This is a genomic window from Micromonospora sp. DT47 (genome assembly GCF_049844475.1).
Lineage (GTDB): Bacteria > Actinomycetota > Actinomycetes > Mycobacteriales > Micromonosporaceae > Micromonospora.
This window is the reverse complement of sequence record NZ_JBNCLC010000035.1, coordinates 1-22,799: the sequence shown is the minus strand read 5'-3', so window position 1 is coordinate 22,799 and position 22,799 is coordinate 1. Positions and strand designations below refer to the sequence as shown.

General features: G+C 68.7%; 19 protein-coding genes. 9 read left to right on the top strand and 10 right to left on the bottom strand.

Features of this window, described 5'->3' with window-relative positions; genetic code table 11:
* Positions 1-18: 18 nt before the first annotated feature.
* The 8 genes from ACLQ2U_RS30295 to ACLQ2U_RS30260 form a co-directional block, all read right to left on the bottom strand.
* Positions 19-645: a thiamine pyrophosphate-binding protein gene (locus ACLQ2U_RS30295; RefSeq protein ID WP_425754317.1), complete on the bottom strand. Its 627-nt coding sequence runs from the start codon at positions 643-645 to the stop codon at positions 19-21.
* Positions 646-717: 72 nt separating this feature from the next.
* The gene (locus ACLQ2U_RS30290; protein ID WP_425754316.1) at positions 718-1,815 is read right to left on the bottom strand and encodes a mandelate racemase/muconate lactonizing enzyme family protein; all 1,098 of its coding nucleotides are present in this window, start codon (positions 1,813-1,815) and stop codon (positions 718-720) included.
* 67 nt (positions 1,816-1,882) lie between these two features.
* The gene (locus ACLQ2U_RS30285; RefSeq protein ID WP_425754315.1) at positions 1,883-2,905 is read right to left on the bottom strand and encodes an ABC transporter ATP-binding protein; all 1,023 of its coding nucleotides are present in this window, start codon (positions 2,903-2,905) and stop codon (positions 1,883-1,885) included.
* Positions 2,902-3,960: an ABC transporter ATP-binding protein gene (locus tag ACLQ2U_RS30280; protein WP_425754314.1), complete on the bottom strand. Its 1,059-nt coding sequence runs from the start codon at positions 3,958-3,960 to the stop codon at positions 2,902-2,904. The genes ACLQ2U_RS30285 and ACLQ2U_RS30280 overlap by 4 nt, the downstream gene beginning before the upstream one ends.
* Positions 3,950-4,852: an ABC transporter permease gene (locus ACLQ2U_RS30275; RefSeq protein WP_425754313.1), complete on the bottom strand. Its 903-nt coding sequence runs from the start codon at positions 4,850-4,852 to the stop codon at positions 3,950-3,952. The genes ACLQ2U_RS30280 and ACLQ2U_RS30275 overlap by 11 nt, the downstream gene beginning before the upstream one ends.
* A gap of 1 nt (position 4,853) precedes the next feature.
* Complete coding sequence (locus tag ACLQ2U_RS30270; protein WP_109803034.1) at positions 4,854-5,813, bottom strand: ABC transporter permease; 960 nt, start codon at positions 5,811-5,813, stop codon at positions 4,854-4,856.
* A 29-nt stretch (positions 5,814-5,842) separates the two neighbouring features.
* On the bottom strand, positions 5,843-7,465 hold the full coding sequence (locus ACLQ2U_RS30265; protein ID WP_425754312.1) for an ABC transporter substrate-binding protein: 1,623 nt from the start codon (positions 7,463-7,465) through the stop codon (positions 5,843-5,845).
* Between the two features lie 166 nt (positions 7,466-7,631).
* Positions 7,632-9,665 carry a CocE/NonD family hydrolase gene (locus tag ACLQ2U_RS30260; protein ID WP_425754311.1) on the bottom strand — a complete coding sequence of 678 codons (2,034 nt, stop codon included), beginning with the start codon at positions 9,663-9,665 and terminating at the stop codon, positions 7,632-7,634.
* A 214-nt stretch (positions 9,666-9,879) separates the two neighbouring features.
* On the opposite strand from ACLQ2U_RS30260, the gene ACLQ2U_RS30255 reads away from it, so the two are divergent.
* The 8 genes from ACLQ2U_RS30255 to ACLQ2U_RS30220 all read left to right on the top strand — a co-directional run bounded on the left by ACLQ2U_RS30255 (position 9,880) and on the right by ACLQ2U_RS30220 (position 19,388).
* On the top strand, positions 9,880-10,620 hold the full coding sequence (locus ACLQ2U_RS30255) for an IclR family transcriptional regulator (RefSeq protein WP_425754310.1): 741 nt from the start codon (positions 9,880-9,882) through the stop codon (positions 10,618-10,620).
* Positions 10,617-11,792, top strand: coding sequence for an aminotransferase class V-fold PLP-dependent enzyme (locus ACLQ2U_RS30250; protein WP_425754309.1), 1,176 nt, complete (start codon positions 10,617-10,619; stop codon positions 11,790-11,792). Before ACLQ2U_RS30255 ends, ACLQ2U_RS30250 begins: the two co-directional genes overlap by 4 nt.
* 43 nt (positions 11,793-11,835) lie before the next feature.
* A complete protein-coding gene (locus ACLQ2U_RS30245; protein WP_425754308.1) occupies positions 11,836-14,238 on the top strand; it encodes a transketolase-like TK C-terminal-containing protein in 2,403 nt (800 codons plus the stop codon).
* Positions 14,239-14,551: 313 nt separating this feature from the next.
* Positions 14,552-15,664: an acyl-CoA dehydrogenase family protein gene (locus ACLQ2U_RS30240; RefSeq protein ID WP_425754307.1), complete on the top strand. Its 1,113-nt coding sequence runs from the start codon at positions 14,552-14,554 to the stop codon at positions 15,662-15,664.
* Entirely contained in the window at positions 15,664-16,932 is a 1,269-nt protein-coding gene (locus tag ACLQ2U_RS30235) for a CaiB/BaiF CoA transferase family protein (RefSeq protein ID WP_425754306.1), read from the top strand. The genes ACLQ2U_RS30240 and ACLQ2U_RS30235 overlap by 1 nt, the downstream gene beginning before the upstream one ends.
* Complete coding sequence (locus ACLQ2U_RS30230) at positions 16,923-17,729, top strand: hypothetical protein (protein WP_425754305.1); 807 nt, start codon at positions 16,923-16,925, stop codon at positions 17,727-17,729. Before ACLQ2U_RS30235 ends, ACLQ2U_RS30230 begins: the two co-directional genes overlap by 10 nt.
* Positions 17,726-18,484 (top strand): SDR family oxidoreductase, encoded by a 759-nt coding sequence (locus ACLQ2U_RS30225; RefSeq protein WP_425754304.1) that lies wholly within the window; start codon positions 17,726-17,728, stop codon positions 18,482-18,484. The genes ACLQ2U_RS30230 and ACLQ2U_RS30225 overlap by 4 nt, the downstream gene beginning before the upstream one ends.
* Positions 18,477-19,388 carry a 2-hydroxy-3-oxopropionate reductase gene (locus ACLQ2U_RS30220; RefSeq protein WP_425754303.1) on the top strand — a complete coding sequence of 304 codons (912 nt, stop codon included), beginning with the start codon at positions 18,477-18,479 and terminating at the stop codon, positions 19,386-19,388. The genes ACLQ2U_RS30225 and ACLQ2U_RS30220 overlap by 8 nt, the downstream gene beginning before the upstream one ends.
* A 456-nt stretch (positions 19,389-19,844) precedes the next feature.
* Here ACLQ2U_RS30220 and ACLQ2U_RS30215 read toward each other — a convergent pair whose 3' ends face one another.
* Entirely contained in the window at positions 19,845-21,170 is a 1,326-nt protein-coding gene (locus ACLQ2U_RS30215; protein ID WP_425754302.1) for an IS4 family transposase, read from the bottom strand.
* A gap of 226 nt (positions 21,171-21,396) precedes the next feature.
* On the opposite strand from ACLQ2U_RS30215, the gene ACLQ2U_RS30210 reads away from it, so the two are divergent.
* Positions 21,397-21,534 (top strand): hypothetical protein, encoded by a 138-nt coding sequence (locus ACLQ2U_RS30210; protein WP_425754301.1) that lies wholly within the window; start codon positions 21,397-21,399, stop codon positions 21,532-21,534.
* Between the two features lie 888 nt (positions 21,535-22,422).
* On the opposite strand, the gene ACLQ2U_RS30205 is transcribed toward ACLQ2U_RS30210, so the two are convergent.
* The coding region (locus tag ACLQ2U_RS30205; protein WP_425754300.1) for a hypothetical protein at positions 22,423-22,799 on the bottom strand (377 nt) is incomplete at its 5' end.

The following is a 22,799-nucleotide window of genomic DNA, read 5'->3' as shown; positions in this document are numbered from 1 at the left end:
CATTGTCCTGACCCCCTGTCAGCGCTTCGCGTCGTGGACTTGTGCCGCGTCGGGCGCACCGCCCGCACCATCGCCATCGCTCGTCACAGCGCCGGGCCAGGCGGTGTACGTGCCGATCAGTGTCGCGCAGGGCCACTGCTGCTCCTGCGACAGTCGATACGCCTTGCTCACGTTGCCTACGTCCTCCGGTCGCTCGCATGCGAAGTACGGGATGTCGAGAGCTTCGAGAATGCGCTCGCAATTGCGGACCAGCGGCCGTGTGGATTCCTGCCGCGACCTGCCGAGGTTGGCGTACTCCCGCCCGAACTGCCCGATCATCATGAACAGCGGCAGGCGCGCGTCGATACCCACGGCGCGAACCGCGTTGAGCGAGGCGTAGAGCCCCTGGTTCTGCATCATGACCATCGGACGTGCTCCGCCGATGTGCAGGCCAGCCGCCATGGTCACGGCCTCGTCCTCGGTGCACGTGTAGATCAGCTGCGGGTGTGTTGCCGGCTTCGCCTCCAAGGCGCGGTAGACCGACAGCATGACGTAGTCGGGGACGGTGATCACGTGGGTGATGCCGCAGTCGAGGAGTTCGCGCACCACCGCCTCCGGGTCAAGCTGATGCGTTGGCGGACGGGTGTCCTGCTGGTCTGGATTCATCGCACACCTTTCTCAGCGAGCGTGGTTCGGTGTCGGGCGCCGTCGGTCATGCCGCGTGGGTCAGCGTCCGCATCATGAGCGGGAGGTTCTCGTCACGCGCGTCAGGCGGTCGGTGGCGAAGGCCAGCCCATGCCCGGGTGGCGTCGCGGCGCGCAATCCGTCGCTGGTCAGGGTGACCCCGCTGGGCCGGGACAGCGCGCCGAGCGCGTCAAGTGACGCAGAGTCGATGTCCTCGACCAGCGCCGGCAGGGGCAGGCAGAGCGCGAGCTGTCCCGAGATGTCCGGTAGCAGGTGCGGCATGACGGGGATGTCGAAGGTCCGGGCAAGCCGGGCGATGCGAAGGAACGGGGTGATCCCGCCGACGCGGCAGACGTTGGGTTGGACGAAGTCGCATCCGCCGGCAGCGAGCAGATCCCGGAACTGGCGTTCGGTGTAGAGGCTCTCCCCCGTGGCGATGGGGATGTCGATCGCCTGACGCAGGTGTGCGTACCCCTGGGTGTCATCGGCGGGTAGCGGCTCCTCCAGCCAGTGGATGTCGAAGGCGGACAGGGCCTTCGCCGCGCGGCGGGCGGCGGGGACGTCCCACAGCTGGTTCGCGTCGATCATGAGCACTCGGTCGGGCCCGATGATGCGGCGTACCGCGGCGACCCGTTCGATGTCCTCGTCCAGCTCGGGCCGGCCGACCTTGATCTTGAATCGGGTGTGTCCCGCCGCGACCCAGCGACGCGCCTGTTCCTCGAGCTCCGCCAGGGACAGGTGCCGGTTGACGCCGCTGGCGTAGACGGGCACCTGGTCGCGTTGCCGTCCGATGAGGTCGACGAGGCTCGACCCCGCCCGCTTCGCCGCCAGGTCCCAGAGCGCGATGTCCACGGCGGCGATCGCCAGGGTGGTGATGCCACCCGCGCCGGCCTCGCGCAGCCGCCACCACAACCGGTCCCACACGGCTTCGGGCGCCACTGGTCCGCCCTCGACGAACGGGCGGCAATCCTCCTCGATCATCGTCTCGATGGCGAGGGCACCGATCTGGGGGGTCCAGCTGAAGCCCTGCCCGACCAGGCCGTCGCTGCTCTCCAGCTCTGTCACGATCAGGTATTGGCAGGTCACGTCGATGTCCCACGGCTGCGACATTGGCAGCCGGTAGGTGCTGGCGGTCAGGCGGTGCACACGCATGAGGTCGTCCTTCCGCGTCGAGGACTGGTCGGCTGGTACGTGGCGGGATCTGCTGCCGACGTACCTGTCACACTGGCGTTCCGGCGGCTCTGATCTTCGACGAGAGGTGACAGCTCGCGAGGTGCCGGGAATCGACCTCGGCGAGTGGCGGCACCTCGCGGCAGACGGCTTCTGCAAAGCGGCAGCGGGGGTGGAAGCTGCACCCCGATGGCGGGTTCTTCGGGCTCGGGATCTCCCCGGGCAGCAGCAGCCGCCGCCGTCCCTGCCGGCGGTGGGGGTCGGGCTCGGACACCGAGTCGAGCAGGGCCCGGGTGTACGGGTGGGCCGGGTCGTCCAGCACCTGCTCCGCGGGCCCGATCTCCGCGACCCGGCCGAGGTACATCACGGCCAGCCGGTCCGCCAGGTAGTCGACGATTCTCAGGTTGTGCGTGATGACCAGGTACGTCAGGCCGTGACTGGCCCGCAGCGAGCGCATCAGGCTCAGGATCTTCGCCGCGGCGGACACGTCGAGGCCGGCCGTGGGCTCGTCCGCGACCAGGAAGTCGGGGTGCAGTGACAGGGCGCGCGCTATGCCGATTCGGCGGGCTTGCCCGCCGGACAGCTCGTGCGGGTACTTCTCGGCGAGCGTCGCCGACAGTTCGACCATCTCCAGCAGCTCAGCGACCGAGTAGCGCTGGTCTGCCGGCACGTCGTGAATGCGGTACGGCTCGGTGAGAAGGTCCGACACGCGAAGCCGCGGCGAGAGGCTGCCGTGCGGGTCCTGGAAGATCATTTGCATCTTCGGTCGCAGTCGGCGGAATTCCGCGCCCCGGAGCCCCGTGATGTCCCGTCCCTCGAAGAAGATCTGCCCGTGCGTCGCGGGGGCCAGTCGCAGGATGGCCCGGCCCAGCGTCGTCTTGCCCGAACCGGACTCGCCCACGAGGCAGACCACCTCGCCGCGGCGGATGTCCAGGTCGACGCCGTCGACGGCGCGCACGGCGCCGGGCTGGCGGCCGCGGAGGCGCTGGAACCACCACTGCCGGTCGACGTAGTGCGTTCGCAGCCCTCGCACGCTGACGATGGCGTCCGGGCGGTCATGGTCGTTGGTCACGGCTGTTCCTTCCGCCCGGTGGTCGCCGCGCTCGGCTGGCGCAGGTTCGCGTGCCCCGACTCGGGGTCGTAGAGGTGGCAGCGCACCCGCTGCCCCGTCACCTCGACGTACCGGGGCCGCTGCTCCCCGCAGCAGGGTTCGGCGTGCGCGCACCGGTTCGCGAATGCGCAGCCCTCGGGAAGCTCCGCGAGGGACGGCACCCTTCCGGGGATTGTCGGGAGTTCGGACCCTCGCCGCCGTCGCGACGGGACGGACGCCAGCAGCGCCTCGGTGTAGGGGTGCAGCGGGCGGTCGAACAGTTCCGTCACCTCGGCCTCCTCGACGGCCCGGCCGGCGTACATCACCACGACCCGGTCGCAGATCTGGGCCACGACTCCCAGGTCGTGGGTGATGAACAGGATCGTGGTCCCGCGTTCGTCGCGCAGGTCGCACAGCAACTGGAGGATCTGCGCTTCGAGGGTCACGTCCAGGGCCGATGTGACCTCGTCGGCGATCAGCAGTGCCGGTTCCAGCAGGAGCGCCATCGCGATCATGATGCGCTGGCGTTGGCCACCGGAAAACTCGTGCGGGTACGACCTGAGGCGGGCCGCCGGGTCGGGAATGCCGACCCGCTCCAGCATCTCGACGAGGCGGCGCCGAGCCTCCGCGCGGTCCGCCCGCGCCGGGGAGTGGGCGCGCAGCACGTCGAGCATCTGGCTGCCGATCGTCAGCGTGGGGTTGAGGCTCGTCAGCGGATCCTGGAAGACCATGGAGATCTCGGTGCCCCGCAGCCGCCTGCGCTCCTCCGGCCCGAGCGTGAACAGGTCGCGCCCCTGGTAGAGCGCCCGCCCGCCGGTCACCTCGCCGTTCGGGGGCAGTAGTCCGAGGAGCGCGGCCGACAGGGTCGACTTGCCGCAGCCGGACTCCCCTACGATGCCGATGATTTCGCCCGGCCGGGCTGTGATGGTCACGTCCTGCAGGGCGGCGAGGGCACGCCCGTGCGAGTGGTACGTGACGTCCAGACCGTCGACCTCGAGCAGGTACGGGTCGTTCTTGATGCGACCGTCATCGGTCATAGCGCAACCCCTTTGCTCCGGAAAGGCGTGGATCGGAGACGTCGCGCAGGGTTTCGCCGAGTGTCGTGAACCCGATGGTGGTCAGCACGAGCGCGAGCGCCGTCCAGAGCACGGCCCATGGCGCCTCGTACACGTCCGCGAAGCCTTCGCTCAGGATGACGCCCCACGAAGGCGTCGGAGGCTGCACGCCCATGCCGAGGAACGACAGGCCGGCCTCGACCGTGATGGCGCTGGGGATGTTCATCGCCAGCAGGATGAACAGCGGCGCGATGACGTTGGGCAGCACGTGTACGCCGATGATCCGCAGGGTGCCGGCGCCCAGGGCCCGTTCGGCCTCGATGAAGGGGCTCTGCCGCAGGGCGAGCACGGACGCCCGGGTAACTCGCGCCGACTGTGGTGCGAACGTGATGGCGACGACGATCACGAGGTTGGTCAACGAGGGGCCGAGCACCGCGACGAGCACCAGCGCGAGCACGACCGACGGGAACGCCTGGATCGTGTCCATGAACACGACCACGGCGTTGTCCACCCACCCGCCCCGGTATCCGGCGACGAGCCCGAGCAGGAGTCCGAGCACGAGTGAGGTGCATACGGCGGGGAGCGCGACGGCGAGTTCGATGCGGACGCCGAGCAGGATCCTCGATAGCAGGTCACGGCCGAGACCATCGGTGCCGAGCAGGTGGCTGCCGGACGGGCCCTGGAGCCGGTTGGGGATGTCTTGCGTCGCTCCGTCGTAGGGCACGACGTGCGGGGCGAACACGGCGACGAGCAAGAGCGCGGCGACAACCGCCACGCCGAAGGCGCCGGCGGGGCGCCGGACGAGGCGTCCGAGCAGCGGACGCAGGCCCGCCGAGGTGCGTGGTACCCGGTCGGGAGCGGGGGCGATGGTCATGTCAGGCTCCTACCGCGGACTCCTCGACGCGGATCCGTGGGTCCACCAGCCGGTAGGACAGGTCCGCGAGGAGGTTCGTGAGGACGTAGAACAGGGCGATCACCAGGACGGCGCCTTGCACGACGGGAAAGTTTCGCTCGGAGATCGCTTCCACGGTGAGGCGCCCGAGTCCCGGTCGGGAGAAGATGATCTCGACGAGGACAGCGCCGCCGAGCAGGTCGGCGAGGCCCGAGCTGAGTACGGCGAGCGTGGGGATGATGGCGTTCTTCAACGCCCACTTGTAGAAGATGATCCGGTCGCGCACGCCGAACGCCCGGGACGTGCGCACGTAGTTGGAGCCGAGCACCGACAGCATGCTGGTGCGCACGAGCCGCGCCACGTATCCGATCCACGTGATCGCCAGCGCGGACGCGGGCAGGACCAGGTGTATGGCGTAGTCCAGGGGGTTCGCGAAGCTGCCCGTGCCGACCGCCGGTAGCACGTCCAGTTGGACGGCGAAGACGATTAGCAGCAGCAGTGCGGCGATGTAGGACGGCATCGTGATGAAGCCGATGGACAGCAGCGCCATGGCCCGGTCGGCCAGCGAGTTCTGCCGCCGGGCGGCGTAGACCCCGAGCGGGATACCGACGAGCGCCGCGAGGGCCAGTGCCGTGATCGCGAGCACCACGGTGTGCGGGATGGCCTGCGCGATGAGCTGGGTGACCGGCGTGCGGGACAGGAAGTCCAGGCCGAGGTCGCCCTGCAGGGCGCCGACAACGAAGTCCCACACCTGGATGGGGATGGGATTGTCGAGCCCCATTTCCGCACGGACGACCTCGACCTGGGCCGGCGTGGCCTGTGGACCGAGGACGATCTCGACCGGGTCCCCGGGCACCAGGTGCACGAGGAGGGAGAGAAAGGTCATCACGGCGAGCACGACGATGACCGTCATGCCGAGCCGCTTGAGCAGGTACGTGGCCACGAGTTGTCTCCGGTAACTGTCGGCGCGGTCTAGGCGTCCCGGCCGAAGGTCCAGGGGATGAAGTCCCCGTCCGGGCGGACCGGCGCCTTCAGGCCCTTGCGCTTAGCCAGGGACGCCGTCGGCCACGCCACCCACAGCGCCACCGCGTCCTCATCCATGAGCTGCTGCATCCGGATGTACATCTCGTTGCGCTTGGCGGGGTCGATCTCGACGAGCGCCTCGTTGTGCAGGCGGGTGAACTCCTTGTTGTCCCAGTTCATCCAGTTCCACTCGCCGATCTGGTCGCTGGTGAACCACTTGGTCGACCAAGACGGGTCGGGCTTGGTGGAGTAGCTCATGTAGAAGAGCTGCTTCTGGGCGTTGGCCTCCGGCGTGGCCTGGTTGAAGACACCGCCCTCCTGGACCAGCACCTTCACGTCGAAGCCCACTTCGTTGAGGTTGGCCTGCACGATCTCGGCGACCTTGGCCCCGCCGGGCGTTCCGGTCGACACCGACATCTCGATCTTCATGCCCTGCGCGCCGGCCTTGGCCAGGAACTCCTTGGCCTTGGCCAGATCGCGCTGGTAGACGGGCGCGTCCTTCCAGTAGCCGATCGGCATCCCGGGCGCGACGATTCCGGTCGCCCGGGTCCATTGGCCGTTGAAGGCACCGGCGATGATGGAGGGAACGTCGATGCCGTGGATGACCGCCAGCCGCACGTCCTTGTTTTTGAAGTTCGGGTGGCCGGCGTTGATGCCGATCCAGTTGTAGCGCAGCGATGTCTTCTCGATGACCTCGAAGCTGTTGTTCTTCTTGACCCGCGCGACTGTCGTCGGTCCCAGCACGGCGAAGTCGAGCTCGTCGGTCTCCAGCGCAATGGTCGTCGGGTTGTCCTCGGCGATGACGACGAACCGCAGTTCCCCCCACATCGGCTTGTCCGCGTAGTTGGCCGCGCCGCCGTAGTTTGCGAACTTCTTGAGCACGACCTGCTGGTTGCGCTTCCACTCGACGAACTCGTACGGGCCCGTGCCGATCGGGCTGGTGCCGAACGCCTCGCCCCGCTCCTCGACCGCCCGCTTCGACACGATCTCCCCCGAACCGACCGGCAGGGTCGTGGCGAGCAGAGGAGCAAACGGCTCCTTCAGTACGATCGTCCCGCTGTACTTGTCGTGGACCTCGACGCCCTTCAACGCAATCCAGTCCGACCGGTACGCGGACTTGATCTTCGGCTCGGTCAGGCCGGCGATGCGCTCGTACGAGAACTTGACGTCCTCGGCCGTCAGCTCTCCGTAGCCGCCGTGGAACTGGATTCCCTTCTTCAGCGTGAAGTCGTAGCGCAGCCCGTCGCTGGACGCTTCGAACTTCTCCGCCAACTCGTTGACCAGCTCGAACTTGTCAGGCCGGTAGGTCACCAGGTGCTCGAAGATGTTGGCCCGGACGGTCGTGTTGGTGTGCCCGGCGTTGAATGCCGGGTCCAGGTTTGAGATGTCCTCGTCGAGGTGGATCCGCAGCAGCTTGGTCGAGATGTTCGCCCCGGCTCCCTCCTCGCCGCCGCAGGCGGCCAGCAGCGAACCCACACCGGCGAGGGAGACGCCGAGCGCGGAGTACTTGAGCAGGTTGCGGCGGCTCAGACCGCCAGGGGTCCGGTTACCGATGTTGTTGCTCGCGTCCATGAGTTCCACCTTCGAACTGTGCAGATGGCGGGGGCAGGGGCCAGGGACCGTCTCGGTGTCACGCGGTGCCGTCGGCGACGGTGACCAGCCTCACGTTGTTTCGCTGAGATGAAAGCAGTTCTACCCAGCGGAAGTCAACAGTCTCTTTCGGCGGCGGTCAGGCCGGTTAGCAGTGGTCACGGGGGGCTTCGAACGCGCGGCTGTTCGTGAAGACGCAGACCTCGCCCTCGAAGGCCTCCACTGTGTTCGTCACCAGGAAGCTCTCGCCGTCGGCCGTCATGGCGCTGCGGGCCTCGATGCGGATGCGCCAGTCGTCGCGGGCCAGATGGTAGGTCGTCTCGCTACTCACCCTGGCGGAGAGCGGGTCGCCCTCAGTGATCGCGTACGTCTCAAGCCTGGATCGCCGTTTTGAAAGCCCGGTGGCGGTGACCGCGGTGTCGTCCTCCGACCTGCGCAGGATTTCCACCCTCCCGGTCGCCAGGTCGCGGATGATCAGCCGTCCGCCGGCGGGGTCCTGGGGCTGGGACACCACCGGCGCCGGTGCCGCTACTTCGGGCTCGGCGAAGGCCGCGAGCTGCCCGTCCTCCTGCCGGGGGGTCCGCACCGGCAGGTCCAGCCGGGTCGATCCGCCGGTGAACAACGACAGCGCGAACGGCTTCGGGGGCGGCCACACCCACGGCCAGTAGGAGGACGAGACCGCCAGTCGCAGCCGGTGCCCCGCCGGGATCGCCTGCGCGATGGCGTTCATCGCCACCGTGACCTCGTAACGCCGGCCAGGTTCGAGGGCCTGAGGATGCTCGTGGCCGTCCGCGTGGCTGAGGTTGAGCACGCCGCGCGTCACGAGGAGCGACGAGCCGTCCGGCGCGACGTCACACAGCCGGACGACCACCGTCGCGAGCGGCTGCGACGTCGCCAGCGAGAGCGTGACCTCGGGGAAGCCGAAGATCTCGATCCGGTCCGCCAGCGGCTCCGCGTCGAAGCACAGCGACCGGGCGTCCTCGGCCCGCTGGTCCAACGGGAGATCGGCCGCACCGCCGCCCGGACACCAGTCGCCGGCATCCAGGCCAACGAGTTGAGTCCCGTCGACCTTCAGGCACCGTTCCGCGACCGGGTGCTCGACGAGCGCTCCCGCATCCAGCGCGTACGTGAGGCGTTGGTCGTCCGCCCGGGGCCACGACGGCTCGGCCACCCAACGCCCGGGACGCACGTCGTACGCGGGCCGCGGCGGCACCGACTCCTGCATCCAGGCGCGAAGCATCGGCTCGTCCATGATCCCGGTGTCGACTCCCTTGAGCCAGTGGTCCCACCAGCGCAGGCACTCCTGAAGGAAACCGATCGCCGGGCCGGGAACACCGGACTCCGGATACTGGTGGCCCCAGGGGCCGATCAGCGCTTTACGCGGGCCGGGGAGGCCGGCGAGCAGACGCGGGATCGCGTTCGAATAGCCGTCCGCCCAGCCACCGACGACGTACACGGGACATTCGATCGCCGAGTAGTCCTCACAGACCGAGCCGTGCTTCCAATAGTCGTCCCGTCGCTGGTGGGTGAGCCAGGCCTCGACGAACGGCGGGCTACCCTCCAGGCGCTCCAGCCACATCTCCCGCCAGCGATCGCCGACCACGGCCGGGTCCGGCGGCAGCGCGTTGAAGCCGAGCATGGTCGACGCCCAGGGCAGCATCTTCGAGGCGAGAACGGCCCCGCCCAGGTAATGGACGTCGTCGGCGTACCGGTCGTCCGTGGAACAGACAGTGATGATCGCGCTGAGCTGCGCGGGGCGGCGGGCCGCGATCTGGAGGCCGTTGAACCCGCCCCACGACTTGCCGATGATCCCGACCTTTCCGGTGCACCACGGCTGCTCGGCCAGCCAGGCCAGAACCTCCAGTGCGTCGTCCTGCTCCTGGGCGAGGTACTCGTCCAGGAGCACCCCCTCGGACTCCCCGCTGCCCCGCATATCCACCCGGACCGCGGCGTAGCCGTGCCCGGCGAAGTACGGATGCATCTGCGAGTCGCGCACGACCGTGCCGTCGCCCTTGCGGTACGGGATGTACTCCAGGATCGCGGGGACCGGGTCGGCGGACGCGTCCACGGGCAGCCACACCCGGGCGGAGAGCCGGACGCCGTCACGCATGGGGATCCAGACGTGGTCGATCACGTCGACCGGACGATCGAAGTGAGTCTTGATCTTTCGGGCTCGTGCCATGCCGCCCCTCTGTCTTTCACCCACCCGCATCTGCCGCTCACCGCGCCAATAGGTCGTCGTCCCAGGCCCGGGCGGGGGACTTCTGCCGGCGACCGGGGTCGGCTACGTTGACGTTCTACGTCGGTTGACAACGGGCGGGGCCTAGTAGACCATTTCCGGCGAGATGAAATCAGTTCAAGCCAGCGAAAGTCAACACGTTGAGTCCCTCGGTCGGGTGCTCGACGTGCTGGAGCTGTTCACGGCGGCCGGGCCGGAGTTGTCGCTCACGGACATAGCCGAACGCCTGAAATGGCCGGCGCCCACGGCGCACCGAGTCGTCTCGACCCTGCTGGCGCGTGGATTCCTGGCACGAGACCCGCGCACCAAGCGCCTGCGCATCGGGATGAGCGTCATGCGGCTGGTCGGACCGCTCATGTCCGGCCTGGCGCTGCCCGACCTCGCCTTGCCGTTCCTGCGCAACCTGGCACAGGACACCGGCGAGACGGTCAACCTCGCCGTTCTCGACGGCGCGGAGGTTCTCTACCTTGCCTCCGCACCGGGCAGCTTCCTGCTCCGCGTCGACACGACACCGGGGCTGCGCACCCCGGCGCACTGCACCGGGCTCGGCAAGTGCATGCTCGCCCAGCTCGACCCCGAAGACGCGAGACAGCAACTCGGCAAGGCGCCGTACGTGGCGCGCACGGATCGCAGCGTCCGCTCCTGGAAGCAACTCGCCCCCCAGCTCGACACCATCCGCAGCGATGGCTACGCGCTCTCGCTAGAGGAGTACGAGGCGGGGCTGAACTCCTGTGCGGTCCCCGTTCCGACCCACAACGGGGTGATCGCGGCGATCAATATCGCCGCGTCCGCGATCCGGGTCCCTGCCCAGGACCTGGTGGCCACATTCGTCCCCCGGCTGAAGGCGACCGCCGAGGCCCTCGCGCGCGCCCAGGGACTTGAGCCGGAACCTACATGAGCACCGGAGCCGTCGCCCGCGACGACCTGCACGACCAGTTCCTCCTGGACCCCGACGTCGTCCACCTGAACCACGGGGGGTTCGGCGCCTGCCCGAGGCCCGTGTTCGACGCCCTCCAGCGCTGGCAGCGAGACCTCGAACGCCACCCGTCCGCGATGCTCTCCCACGGTTACGATGCACTGATAGAGGGCGTACGCGAGCGCCTGGCCGGATTCCTCGGCTGCTCCGCGCGCGACCTGGTCCTCGTCCAGAACACGACGGCCGGTCTGAACGCCGTTGCTCGCTCGCTGCGGCTGCGACCCGGCGACGAGGTGCTGGCGACCGACCACGAGTACGAGGCGATGGACCTGCTGTGGCAGCACGTCTGCGCCGAAGCAGGGGCCCGCTACGTCCGCCAACGCCTGCCGCTGCCCGTCGAGGACCAGGGCGACCTGGTCGAGGCGGTGTGGTCGGCGGTCGGCCCGGCCACCCGCGTCATCTTTCTCAGCCACATCACCTCCAAGACCGCCATCACCCTGCCCGTGGCCGAGATCTGCCGCCGCGCCCGGGCCGCCGGCATCATGACCGTGATCGACGGGGCACACGCACCCGGACAGATACCCTTGCGGCTCGACGCACTCGGCGCGGACGTGTACGCGGCGAGTTGTCACAAGTGGTTGTGCGGGCCGCGAGGCACCGGCTTCCTCTACGTCCGCCCGGAGCATCAGTCCGGGATCCTCGCCCCGCTGATCAGCCACGGCTCCCAACCGGGGTCGGCCTTCCTCGAACGCCACCGGTGGCAGGGCACGCGCGACCCGAGCGCATTCCTGGCGCTACCGACCGCCATCGACTGCCAGCAGACCCAAGCGTGGGACGCTGCCCGGCGCCGCAGCCATGAGCTGGCACGGGCCGCACGCACCGCAGTCAGCAGACTGTTTCACCTCGAACCGTTCACACCGGACTCCAATGACTGGTTCGTCCAGATGGTTTCGGTGCCGCTGCCACCGTGCGACGGCGCGGCGATGCGGCGCCGGCTGTTGACCGAGCATCGGATCGACGCACCGGTGCGTGACTGGGCCGGCGGATCACTGATCCGCGTCTCAGTAAACGCCTACAACACCAGCGACGACCTCGACCGTCTGGTCGACGCACTCGGCGCGCTCTTCACCACCCCTCGCGCCGCCCGACGCTGACGCGCGTATCCACCCGTCCGTGACCCCGAGAGGACCGGGCCCAATGAATGACATCCAGGTAGCCGCCGAACCTCCTGCCCTCCCCGCGACCCACCATGCCGCCCTCGACATCGATGTCCTCGACGAGATCCAACGGCGCGTGCTGTGGCTGGCAACCCGCATCGTGGACGCGGCCAACCACGACCGCGACACCGGTGACGGCGTGAAGGTCGGCGGGCACCAAGCGTCGAGCGCATCGCTCGTGTCGGTGATGACGGCGTTGTGGTTCGCGCACCTGGACGCCGCGGACCGAGTGAGCGTGAAACCGCACGCGTCGCCGGTTTTCCACGCAATCCAGTACTTGCTCGGCAACCTCGACCGGTCCTACCTGACCAAGCTGCGGGCCCGTGGTGGGCTGCAGTCATACCCGTCGCGGACCAAGGATCCCGACGACGTCGACTTCTCCACCGGCTCGGTCGGCTTGGGCGCTGCCGCACCGCTGTTCGCCGCGGTGACCCGTCGTTACGTCGACGCACACTTCGGCGTCCGGCCGCGGTCGCGGTTCGTCGCCCTGATGGGCGACGCCGAACTCGACGAGGGAAACGTGTGGGAGGCAATCGCCGATCCCTCGACCCAGGGGCTCAGCAACGTCACGTGGGTGGTGGACTTCAACCGCCAGTCGCTGGACCGCGTGGTCCCCGGCGTGCGCGTCGGGCAGTGCAAGCAGCAGTTCGCCGCCGCCGGCTGGCACGTCGTCGAGGTGAAGTACGGCCGCCGGGCACGCGCGGCGTTCCAACGTCCCGGCGGCGAGCGGCTGATGGCGTGGATCGACGCCATGCCGAATGAGCAGTACCAGTCGCTGTTCGGGCTGCGCGGCCCTGAGTTGCGCAAGCAGTTCCTCGACGGCGCCCCCTGCGAGGTGGAGTCCTTCATCACGGACGTGGACGACGCGGAACTCGCCCGGTTGGTCACGGATCTTGGTGGTCACGACCTCCCGTCGCTCCTCGAGGCCTTCGCTGCCTGCGATGCCGTGACCGACCGGCCGAGCGTCGTCTTCGCCTACACGGTCAAGGGATGGGGGCTGCCGATCGCCGGTAACCCGCGCAATCACTCGGCCCTGTTGTCCGAAGACCAGGTGGACCTGCTGCGCGCGGCGCTTGGACTCGACCGCGACAACGAGTGGGACCGGTTCGACCCGTCGACCCCCGCCGGTCGATGGATCGCCGCCCGGCGCACCCACCTGGCGCGATCCTCCGTCAGCAGGTCGCGACCCATCCAGGTGCCGCCTAGCAGCGGGCTGCGCGCCGGGCGGCAGACGTCGACGCAGGAAGCCTTCGGCCGGATCCTGAGCGAGCTGTCCCGAAACCGCGAGGTCGCCCCGTACCTGGTGACCACGGCCCCCGACGTTGCCACGTCGACCAATCTTGCTGGCTTCATCAACCGCGCCGGCGTCTTCTCGCCGACGGAGCAGCGGTCGTGGAACACCGACCCGGTGCTGCGCTGGGCGGAGGGCCCAACCGGGCAGCACATCGAACTCGGCATCAGCGAGATGAACCTCTTCCTGCTCCTCGGCCAGCTCGGGCTGGCTCGAGAACTGTCGGAACAGCCGCTGCTCCCCGTTGGCGCCGTCTATGACCCGTTCGTGCTGCGCGGCCTGGACGCCTTCATCTACTCGGTCTACTCCGGTGCCCGGTTCGTCGTGGCAGGAACACCGTCCGGGGTCACCCTGGCTCCCGAGGGTGGCGCCCACCAGTCAACGATCACACCCAGCGTCGGGCTCGAGCTGCCGAACACGACATTCTTCGAGCCCGCCTACGCGACCGCGGTCGACTGGCTGCTCTGCGACTCGCTGCGACGCATCGCCGGCGGCGCCAAGACCGGAGCCGAGGCAACGCCGGAGGAGTCGGGTGCCTACTACTTCCGGCTCACAACGCGGCCGCTGGACCAGGCACCGTTCGAGACGGCGCGGGCCCGGATGAGTGACGTGGTGCTGCGACGCCAGGTTCTGGCCGGCGCCTATCGGCTGATCGACGCCAGCGACCTCGCCGCACGTGGCGCACCTCAGGTGCACCTGGTCGGTTCCGGGGCCGTCCTGCCCGAGGTTCTCGCCGCCGCCGATGAACTCGCCGACGAGGGCATCGCCGCGCACGTCGTGGACGTGACGTCACTGGATCGGCTCTACGGCGCGTGGCAGAGCTGCCTGCGGCGAGGCATCCGCTCCGCGCGGGTGCCCTCCATCCCCGGAGTGCTGGCCGCTGCCTTCCGGGATCGTGCGCCGGTGGTCACCGTCCACGATGCAGCCTCGCACGCGATGGCCTGGCTCGGGTCCGCGCTCGGCGTCGCCTGCGTTCCGCTGGGCGTTGACGCTTTCGGCCAGTCCGGCACGGTGCACGACCTGTACGAGCTGCACGACCTGCTGCCCGGCAGCATCGTCAACGCGGCACTCGCCGCGCTCGCATTGCGCTGAACCAACGACTCCACCGTCGACAGCATCGCGTCCCCGGTGCCGGGCATCGCGACCCGGCTGGCCTTGACCGGCCGCACTGGCAATCCTATGCTTCCGTTGTGCGAAAGACGGTTCCGATGGATGGAACATCTGGGCCAACCCCTCCGCAACCCGACCGGCGGTGCAGTTCCCGCCCGCGGGGCTCGACGCCGCGGCCGACTCACCACCCTTCCGACTTTTGTGGTGGGGCCGCAGCCGGCATTGCCGGAGGCTTCCGACAGGCACGTGCCCGGCACGGGATCAAAGCGACCGATTGGCGAGGAACCTTGTGGTGATGGGTGACCTGACAGACCGGGTAGAACAATTCGCCGCCGCGTTGTCCGCAGTGCTCGCCGAGCGCGGCGAGAACAGGTACCAGGGCATGCCCTCCGACGCCGACTCCCGCTACGCGTACAAGGAGATGGGTAGGGCCGGGATGATCGGCCTGCACTGGCCGGAGCGCCTCGGCGGCCAAGGCATGAGCCCCCTCGACACGTTGTCCGCCGAGGAGCGGTTCGGCTACCACTGGCTCCCGCTGTCCAGCTACCTACTCTCTGTCAAGACCATCGGCAACGTCATGCTCCAGTTCGCCACGCCGGAGCTGCTCGAACGGTTACTTCCGCCAGTGGCGGCCGGCGATCTGGTGTTCTGCCAGGGCTTCTCCGAGCCCGAGGCGGGCTCCGACCTCGCCTCACTACGCACGCGCGCGGTGCTCGACGGCGACCGGTTCATCGTCAACGGCCGCAAGATCTGGACGTCGAGCGCCGAGTACTCGGACTGGATTTACCTCGCCGTCCGGACCGACACCCAGCGGCCCCGGCACCGAGGACTGTCGGTGCTCGTGGCCGACATCAACACCCCGGGAGTCGAGGTGCGCGTGCACGAGACACTCGGCGGTGGAACCCTCGGCGAGGTTCTCCTTGAGGATGTGGAGATCCCGGCCGACCAGATCGTCGGTGAGCTGCACGGCGGGTGGAAGGTGCTCATGGGCACCCTGGACTTCGAGCGGGTCACCAGCGAGAAGGTCGGCGTCGTCCACTGGCTGCTCGACCAGTTGGAGCCGCACTGCACGACCGCGGCGCATCGGCAGACCCTGCGCCGGCTCCGCGGTGAGGTACAGGCCGCCCGGCTGCATGGGCGGCGGGCCACCGAGCTGCTCGCCCGGCAGCAGCCGGCGAGTAAGGCGTCGTCCATGGCGAAACTGTCGGTCGCCAAGCTGATGCAGCGGCTGGCCGGCGCGGCCGTCGAGATCCTCGGGCCGCAGGCACTCATCGAGCCCGGTGGCGACGGGCCGGTGGACGGTCGCATCGCCGCCTTCCACCGGGCCGCGGTGGCAACCACCATCGCCGGCGGCGCCTCGGACATCCAGCGACGGGTCATCGCCCGTCAGGGGCTGGGCTGCGCCTGATGGATTCCACGACCACCGACCGCGCGACCGCACCAGCCCGGCGACTACCGCTTGCCGGAGTCCGCGTGCTCGACTACGCGCAATACGTGGCCGGCCCTTTGGCGACGATGCTCCTGGCGGATCTCGGGGCAGACGTCGTCAAGGTCGAAGGGCCCGGCGGTGACGCCTGGCGCCACTACGAGCCGCACGCGCCCGGCCAGAGCAACTACTTCTACTCCCTCAACCGCAACAAGCGGTCGGTCATGCTGGACCTGAAGACGGCCGAGGGACGCGCGGCGAGCGATCGCCTGATCGCCACCGCAGACGCGGTCGTGCACAACCTGCCAACAGCGCGGGCGGCGTCGTTCGGGCTCGACCGGGACAATGTCCGCCGATTGAACCCCCGCGCCGTCTGCGTGTCGATCTCCGCCTTCGGCAGCCAGGGCCCCGACTCCGGGCGCCTCGGCTACGACCTGATCGCCCAGGCGCTATCCGGCCTGCTCATGGCCGACGTTCGGGTCGGCGACGAGGTACCGCGCCGCTCCGGCGGGATCCCGATGGCCGACCTCACCACCGGACTGTTGGCCGCCATCAGCGTCCTGGCCGGGCTGCACCAGCGTGCCTCGGACGAGGCCCCAGGCATCGAGGTCTCGCTGCTTGGAGCGGCGCTTACCACCCAGGTGCAGCGGTTCGTGCGACTGGAGCGATCGGAGGCGGACCAGGTGCCAGCGCAGCCGCTGACCCGCGCCGACATCAAGGCCATGGCCAGGGCTACCGCGGCCGGCGAGGAGATGGAGCCCTACTACCGCTGCTATGAAACGGCGGACGGGTACGTCGCCCTGGCATGCTTGAACGTGAGCCAGCGACGCCATGTGCTGGAGGTGCTGGGCCTCGACGATCCATGGGTCGAGAACCCCCAGGCCGCTCCCGCCAACCCGGCCGAGCGCTTCCGCCGAGTCGCCACACATCAGCAGTTCGTGGCCGCGTTCCGGCAAAGGACGACCGCAGAGTGGATCATGCTGCTCGGATCCCGGAACATCCCGGTCGGCGAGGTGCGCCAACTCAGCCAGTTGTTCGACGACGAGCAGGTGCAGACCAACGGCCTCGTGCAGTGCGTGCACCAGCCCGGCGTGGGACCGGTACGGCTGCTGGGCAACCTGTTCATGATCGACGGCCTAGCTACGCCTGCGGAGCGGCATGCGCCGGGGCTGGGAGAACACACCCGCGAGGTGCTCGATTCGTTACCCGCGATCCACATTGTCGAAGGAGGTCGAGCGTCGTGCCGATGACTGAGGTCGCCGCATTCACGTCGTCCATCCGATCCATCGTCGCCGACCACTGCTCCCCCGGCCCATGGCGGCCCGGCAGCACCGAAGACGACCGGCTGCCGGCGCTGCGAAAGCACCTGGACAGCGCCGGTTGGTTCGATCTGGCCGACGATCCGCAGGCCCTGCCATTCCTCGGTCCGGCCGCGGTGGAGCTAGGCCGCGGCCCGGCGGCGCTGCACGAACTCGACGCCCTGCTCGGCGGCAGCCCGTACGTGTCAGGGATGACCCGCTACGCCGAGCCCGGCAACCGCGCGATCGTGCCCGGCGGAGACGGCCTGCGGGTGGCGACCATCGCCGCGGTTAAACCTGTCCCGTACGGGGACTGCATCGCCGCGGCCCGCGCCCAAATCGACGGCGGCGAGTTGATGGACCCCGCCGAGGCGGGCAGGCGAGAAGCTGCGTGGGTGACCGCGACCGTCGGGTACCTCGCCGGTCTGACCGCCGAGGCCCTGCGGCTGGCGCTGGAACACACGACGACCCGTCAGGCGTTCGGGGGGACGCTGGCCGGGCTGGACAGCGTCCAGCAACGGCTCGCCGACGCCGCCCTCTGCGCCGACGGCCTGCTGCTGCTGGCAGAGGGATCACCCGACCTGGACGCCCTGGCGTACGCGGGGCCGGCGGCGTGCGCTGCGCTGGCCGAATGCCACCAGGTGGTCGGTGCGATCGGCTACACCCTGGAGTTCCCGCTCCAGCGGTACTCACGGCGGGCGCGGGCGATCCACCTGTGGGCCGACGCGTGGATCGAGGCACGCTCGTGAGCACCTTCGTCATCACCGGTGGCAGCGCAGGCATCGGGTTCGGCATCGCCCGCCGCCTCGGCCGCGACGGACACGAGCTGGTCCTGGTCGCGCGCGGCGAGGAGCGGCTGGCCGAGGCGGAGCGGCGCCTGCGTGCGGAGGGCGTGAACTGCCGAAGCGTCGCCCTCGACGTGCGCGACGCCGACGCCGTTGCGGCGCTGATCGACCGGCTGCCCGCAGTCGACGGCGTGGTCAACAACGCGGCCGGCAACTTCGCCTGCCCCACCGTCGACCTGTCGCCGAACGGCTTCCGGGCAGTCGTAGAGATCTCCCTGTACGGGACGTTCTTCCTGTCCCAGGCGCTGGCCCGTCGGCTGATCACCGAAGGGCGACCTGGGGTAATCCTGAACATTATCGCCACCTATGCGTGGACGGGTGCACCTGCCGTGGCACACTCCGCAGCGGCGAAGGCGGCGATGCTCGCGTTCACCAAGTCCGTGGCCCGTGAGTGGGGACCACACGGGATTCGCGTCAACGCACTGGCGCCCGGCTTCGTCCCGACGTCGGAGGCCACCGCCAACATCCTGTCCGGCGACTCCGCGCAGGCCGCGATGCTGGACCTCATCCCGCTCGGCAGGTTCGGCGACGTCGACGACATCTCCGAATCCGCCGCGTTCCTACTCAGCGAGCGGGCCGCCTACGTGACCGGCGCCGTGCTCACGGTCGACGGCGGCAGGTCACTGGGCGTCGCGATGCACCGCGCAAAGCATGGGTAGTCCCACAGGAGGAACCGGAATGACAACCAGACTGGCGTTCATCGGACTCGGCATCATGGGCACGCCGATGGCTGAGCACCTCGTCCGGGCCGGATTCGACGTCACCGGTTACAACCGGAGCCCCGCGAAGACCCGTCGTCTGGTGGAAGCCGGCGGCCGCGCCGCGAACAGCATCGAGGAAGCCGTCGCGGACGCCGACATCGTGTGTGTCATGGTGCCCGACTCGCCGGACGTGCGGGAGGTGCTGGCCGGCACTGGCGGCGTCTTCGACACCGCCCGGCCGGGAACGCTCGTCATCGACTTCAGTAGCATCCGCCCTGACGTAAGCAACGAACTCTGGCACCAGGCGAAGGCCCAGGGCTTCCGGCTTCTCGACGCGCCGGTGTCCGGAGGACAGGCCGGCGCGGTCAACGCCACCCTGTCGATCATGGTCGGCGGGGAAGTTGCAGACGTCGAGGCGGCGCAGCCGGTACTCCAGGCGGTGGGGAGAACCATCGCTCACGTCGGCCCGTCCGGCTCCGGCCAGACCGTCAAGGCGGCAAACCAACTCATCGTGGCCGGGCACCTCGAACTGCTGGCCGAGGCGATCGTCTTCCTGGAGGCCTACGGCGTTGACACCAGAAAGGCGATGACCGTCCTGGGTGGTGGCCTCGCCGGCAGCGCTGTGCTTAACCAGAAGAGCGAGGCGATGCTGACGCGATCGTTCCAGCCCGGATTCCGGGTGGAGTTGCACCACAAGGATCTAGGCATCGTCACCTCGGCTGCCAGGGAAGCAGGAGTGGTGATCCCACTCGGGGCCGTGGTCGCGCAGCTGATGGCATCGCTCAAGGCCCAGGGCAACGCGGACGACGACCATTCCGCACTGCTGAAGCTGCTGGAGCGACTTAACGGTCGACGCAGCTAACGGTCTTTGGTGGTGACGCTCCTGGTCGGCAAGTGTTTACACCGAATCGCGCCGGTGAGGATGGCCTGGTCTGGACCGCTCTACCACCTCGCTGCGAGGTACGGGGGAAGCCAGCCGCGGTGCTGCACGACGCGCTGGCCTGCGGCCGGGTCGTTGCCGGGCGTATGCATCATCCGGCGCTCGCTGCACCCGCGAACGACTCCTCGGTCCCTCCGCCGGATTTCGGTACGGGCCGGAAACGATGTGCATCGGCGACACCCAGGATCGTCGGGCACTTGTCGAAGAGGCGTGACTCAATCGACATCGATCCCGGCATCGGGAGCCTGGAAGGAGAGAGCAGGAACATGAGTGATTCGCCCCGTGTCGCGGTGGTCACCGGGTCGGCGCGCGGAATCGGCGCCGCGACAGCGCAACGACTAGTACCAACGCCGTTCAGTTAGGGCTGTGGTCGGGGTGTCAAGGGTCGGGGCTGAGGACGTCGATGCTGGTGGTTGCTTTGTAGCTGTGTCGGTCGATGTTCGGGCCGCGGGCTTGGTATTTGGAGTTCGAGCGTTTGATCATGCGGGTCTTGGTGCGTAGGCGGCGTTTGGGCAGCAGGTTGGCTAGGACGCGGTCGCCGATGACGCCGACGAGGTCGATGGCGGTGTCAGCGATGACGCCAGCGGCGTGCACGACCTGGTCGCGGGCGGCGTTGAGGGCGGTGGTGAAGCTGGCCCGGTCGGGATCGAGGCCGGGCTGGCTGTCGGTGGCGTCGGTCATGGCGGTTCGTAGTACCTGGTAGACGATGAGCAGGGCGTGGATTTCCTGATCGATGCCGTCGGGAGTGCGGGCGCGTAACACGCGTCCGGCGAGGATCGAGGACTTCAGTTCGAGGTAGGCGGTCTCGATCTCCCAGCGTTCGTGGTAGATCCGGATCAATGCGGCGGCGGGATGGGTGTGTGGGTCGAGCAGGGTGGTGATCAGCCGGTAGTCGCCGGTGTGGGTGCCCGCGGTGGTGGTGATGCTGATCCGGGCTTCGACGACCCGGACCGTGCGGTCGCCGATCTTGGACAGCCAGGATCCGTCGGGTAGGCGGGCGATCATCGCCAGACGGCGGTTGGCCTTGGCGCGGATCAGCAGATGCGCGCCGGTCGCGGCGATGGCGGTCAGCAGGTCGGCGGCGGCGTAGTTGCGGTCGGCCAGCAGCAGCATTCCTGGCTTCAGGCTTCGGGTCAGCGTCCGGGCTTGGTCGAGTTCACCGACGCTGACCGGATCGAACACGGCATCGATCACCGACCGGGTGCCGCAGGTCAGCAAGGCACTCAACCGCAGTTGGGGGTAGCCGGAACCACCGTTGGCGCAGCGATGCTTGGTGTATCGGCCGGTGTTCGCCGGCGAATCCGCGACGACCAGGGTGGTGCCGTCGATCACGGTCAGCAGCAGACCGTGCCACCGCACCTGCGGGGCGCTCGTAGCGGCAGGGCCGCGGAGCAGGTCGAACAACGCCCGCACCGGTCGCGAGCCGAGGCGTTGCCGGGCCTGACGTAACGCGCTGCCGCTGGGTAAGGCGATCGGTAGACCGTGTAGGCCGCTGGTGAGTTTCGACCACACCTGCCGGTAGCCGAGTTCGGCGAACAGGCATCCCGCGAGCAGCAGATATACCACAACCCGCGCCGGCAACAGCCGGACCCGCGACTGTGTACGCCCGGTCGCGACCAGAACATCATCGACCATCTCGAACGGCACCAGCCGGGTCAGTTCGCCCAGATGACCCGGCGCGAACACCCCCGCGGCTACCGTCACCGCACGAGGTATGGCAATCTGATCTGCCAGCGGAGCTCCAGGTGTCAGGGCGTCTTAGAGTGACCACCCTCTATACCGGAGCTCCGCTGCTTCACGTCGCAGACACGCCTTGACACGCCGATCGGCGCCCTAACTGAACGGCGTTGCGACTAGTACTCCAGCCGGAGATGTTGACCTGAGCTGGTCGGGGCGGGTCCTGGACTCGGGAGAAGGGCAGCTTGAGGCCATGAAGGGCGTGCCCTTGGTCGGCCGGACGATGAGTCTCGTCGCGCACCTGCTCGAGGAGAGAACCGAGCCCATGGGCTTCGGTCTGGCGGCGGCTGCCGAACAGGCCGTTGAACACCTTCAGCCGGTGCGATCGTAATCCGCACTACGAGCGGGCTCCCCGCGCCTGGTGGTGCGGAAGTTTTGTATGCCGCACGTACGCCGCGGAGTCAGGTCAGGTGGGCCCGCGACGTCAGCTGCGGACTTCCCTCAGGCAGTTCCCGGGTACCCCAGATGGCTGTCACCGGCCCAACCGATACCCCCGGGCGGTTGCTTCCACTCGCTGGCGCGCCTCTTGGAGATCGACAGGTTAGGCCATCGCTTGCGTGCCGCTTGCCGGCTGGCGCCTACCGCTGCGCCAAGCTCCGGATACCCCGCACCGTGCTGCACCGCTTCATCTGCGCTGGCGGACACGAGGTCAGCGAGAAGGGTACGCATCTGCTCACCCGCCGCCATGCGCGCGAGGTGAGTCCGCATCCTCTCCGCGGAGTTCGGCTCGTGGTCTGCTCTGCGCCGGCCATCCAGATCGGAGTCCTTCAGCCGCAGTGCCCAGTCTGCGGCAACCGCACTTAGCTCCCGCCGTAGTTCCTGCCGCTCGTCCGGCGTTAGGTCCCGCATGACCCGACCCCCTTGCTAGTGACCTCGCACTCAAGAGTCCGCCTGACAACAAAGGTTGTCAAGCGTCCGCGAAGGTTCGCCCTTACTGGCCGGTTTGGCTGCTCGGGTGGCTGCCCTTCGGAATTCCTCGGCGCGTCCACCTCTCGGTTCAGGCCCCGATTCAGGCGGCTCGTGGACCGAGGGCCGAAGGCAGACCGTGTCGAACGAGTTGTGGTCGACCCCGGCGGCGTAGAAGTCGGGTCGGGTCCGCGACGGGCGGGCAATGAAGGTAGGGCGTTCAAGCGTCTCGGAAACCTCCTCGACAAGCGACACTGCACAGCCTGGCAAGAGTGCCCGCCCTATTGGTCTGTACGGCCGGCACACCAGGTCCTCAACGTCCTCCTCCGTGCAGGGCAGGTTGCACTCCCCGACCTCGCGGCATCATCGGCCCCTGCCTCAGCAAACCGGCCTGAAGCACGAGCCGGACGACCTCCTGCTGCGAAGCGGAGAGATCGGCGAAGCTGACGCCGTCGGGCAGCGGCCCCTCGGGGAAGGCCAGGCCGAGCAGCAGCCGCAACGCGAGAAGGTCGCATCGACCCGGGCTCGGAACGCGCATCCGTTCGAGCAGGTATTCCGCCAACCACGGGACGGAGTCGACGGTGACACCGCCGAGGCCCGAGGCCGCCACGTCGGCTATCGAACCGCCGTAGAAAGGCCACTCCAGGACCGGCGGCTCGACCAGGCAGTCGGCCAACTCCGCCAAGAGCG

Bases quoted from the DNA above. Each gene is read 5' to 3' on its own strand.
- ACLQ2U_RS30295 (WP_425754317.1), bottom strand. From the start codon at position 645: ATGAATCCAGACCAGCAGGACACCCGTCCGCCAACGCATCAGCTTGAC.
- ACLQ2U_RS30290 (WP_425754316.1), bottom strand. From the start codon at position 1,815: ATGCGTGTGCACCGCCTGACCGCCAGCACCTACCGGCTGCCAATGTCG.
- ACLQ2U_RS30280 (WP_425754314.1), bottom strand. From the start codon at position 3,960: ATGACCGATGACGGTCGCATCAAGAACGACCCGTACCTGCTCGAGGTC.
- ACLQ2U_RS30275 (WP_425754313.1), bottom strand. From the start codon at position 4,852: ATGACCATCGCCCCCGCTCCCGACCGGGTACCACGCACCTCGGCGGGC.
- ACLQ2U_RS30265 (WP_425754312.1), bottom strand. From the start codon at position 7,465: ATGGACGCGAGCAACAACATCGGTAACCGGACCCCTGGCGGTCTGAGC.
- ACLQ2U_RS30260 (WP_425754311.1), bottom strand. From the start codon at position 9,665: ATGGCACGAGCCCGAAAGATCAAGACTCACTTCGATCGTCCGGTCGAC.
- ACLQ2U_RS30250 (WP_425754309.1), top strand. From the start codon at position 10,617: ATGAGCACCGGAGCCGTCGCCCGCGACGACCTGCACGACCAGTTCCTC.
- ACLQ2U_RS30245 (WP_425754308.1), top strand. From the start codon at position 11,836: ATGAATGACATCCAGGTAGCCGCCGAACCTCCTGCCCTCCCCGCGACC.
- ACLQ2U_RS30240 (WP_425754307.1), top strand. From the start codon at position 14,552: ATGGGTGACCTGACAGACCGGGTAGAACAATTCGCCGCCGCGTTGTCC.
- ACLQ2U_RS30235 (WP_425754306.1), top strand. From the start codon at position 15,664: ATGGATTCCACGACCACCGACCGCGCGACCGCACCAGCCCGGCGACTA.
- ACLQ2U_RS30220 (WP_425754303.1), top strand. From the start codon at position 18,477: ATGGGTAGTCCCACAGGAGGAACCGGAATGACAACCAGACTGGCGTTC.
- ACLQ2U_RS30210 (WP_425754301.1), top strand. From the start codon at position 21,397: ATGAAGGGCGTGCCCTTGGTCGGCCGGACGATGAGTCTCGTCGCGCAC.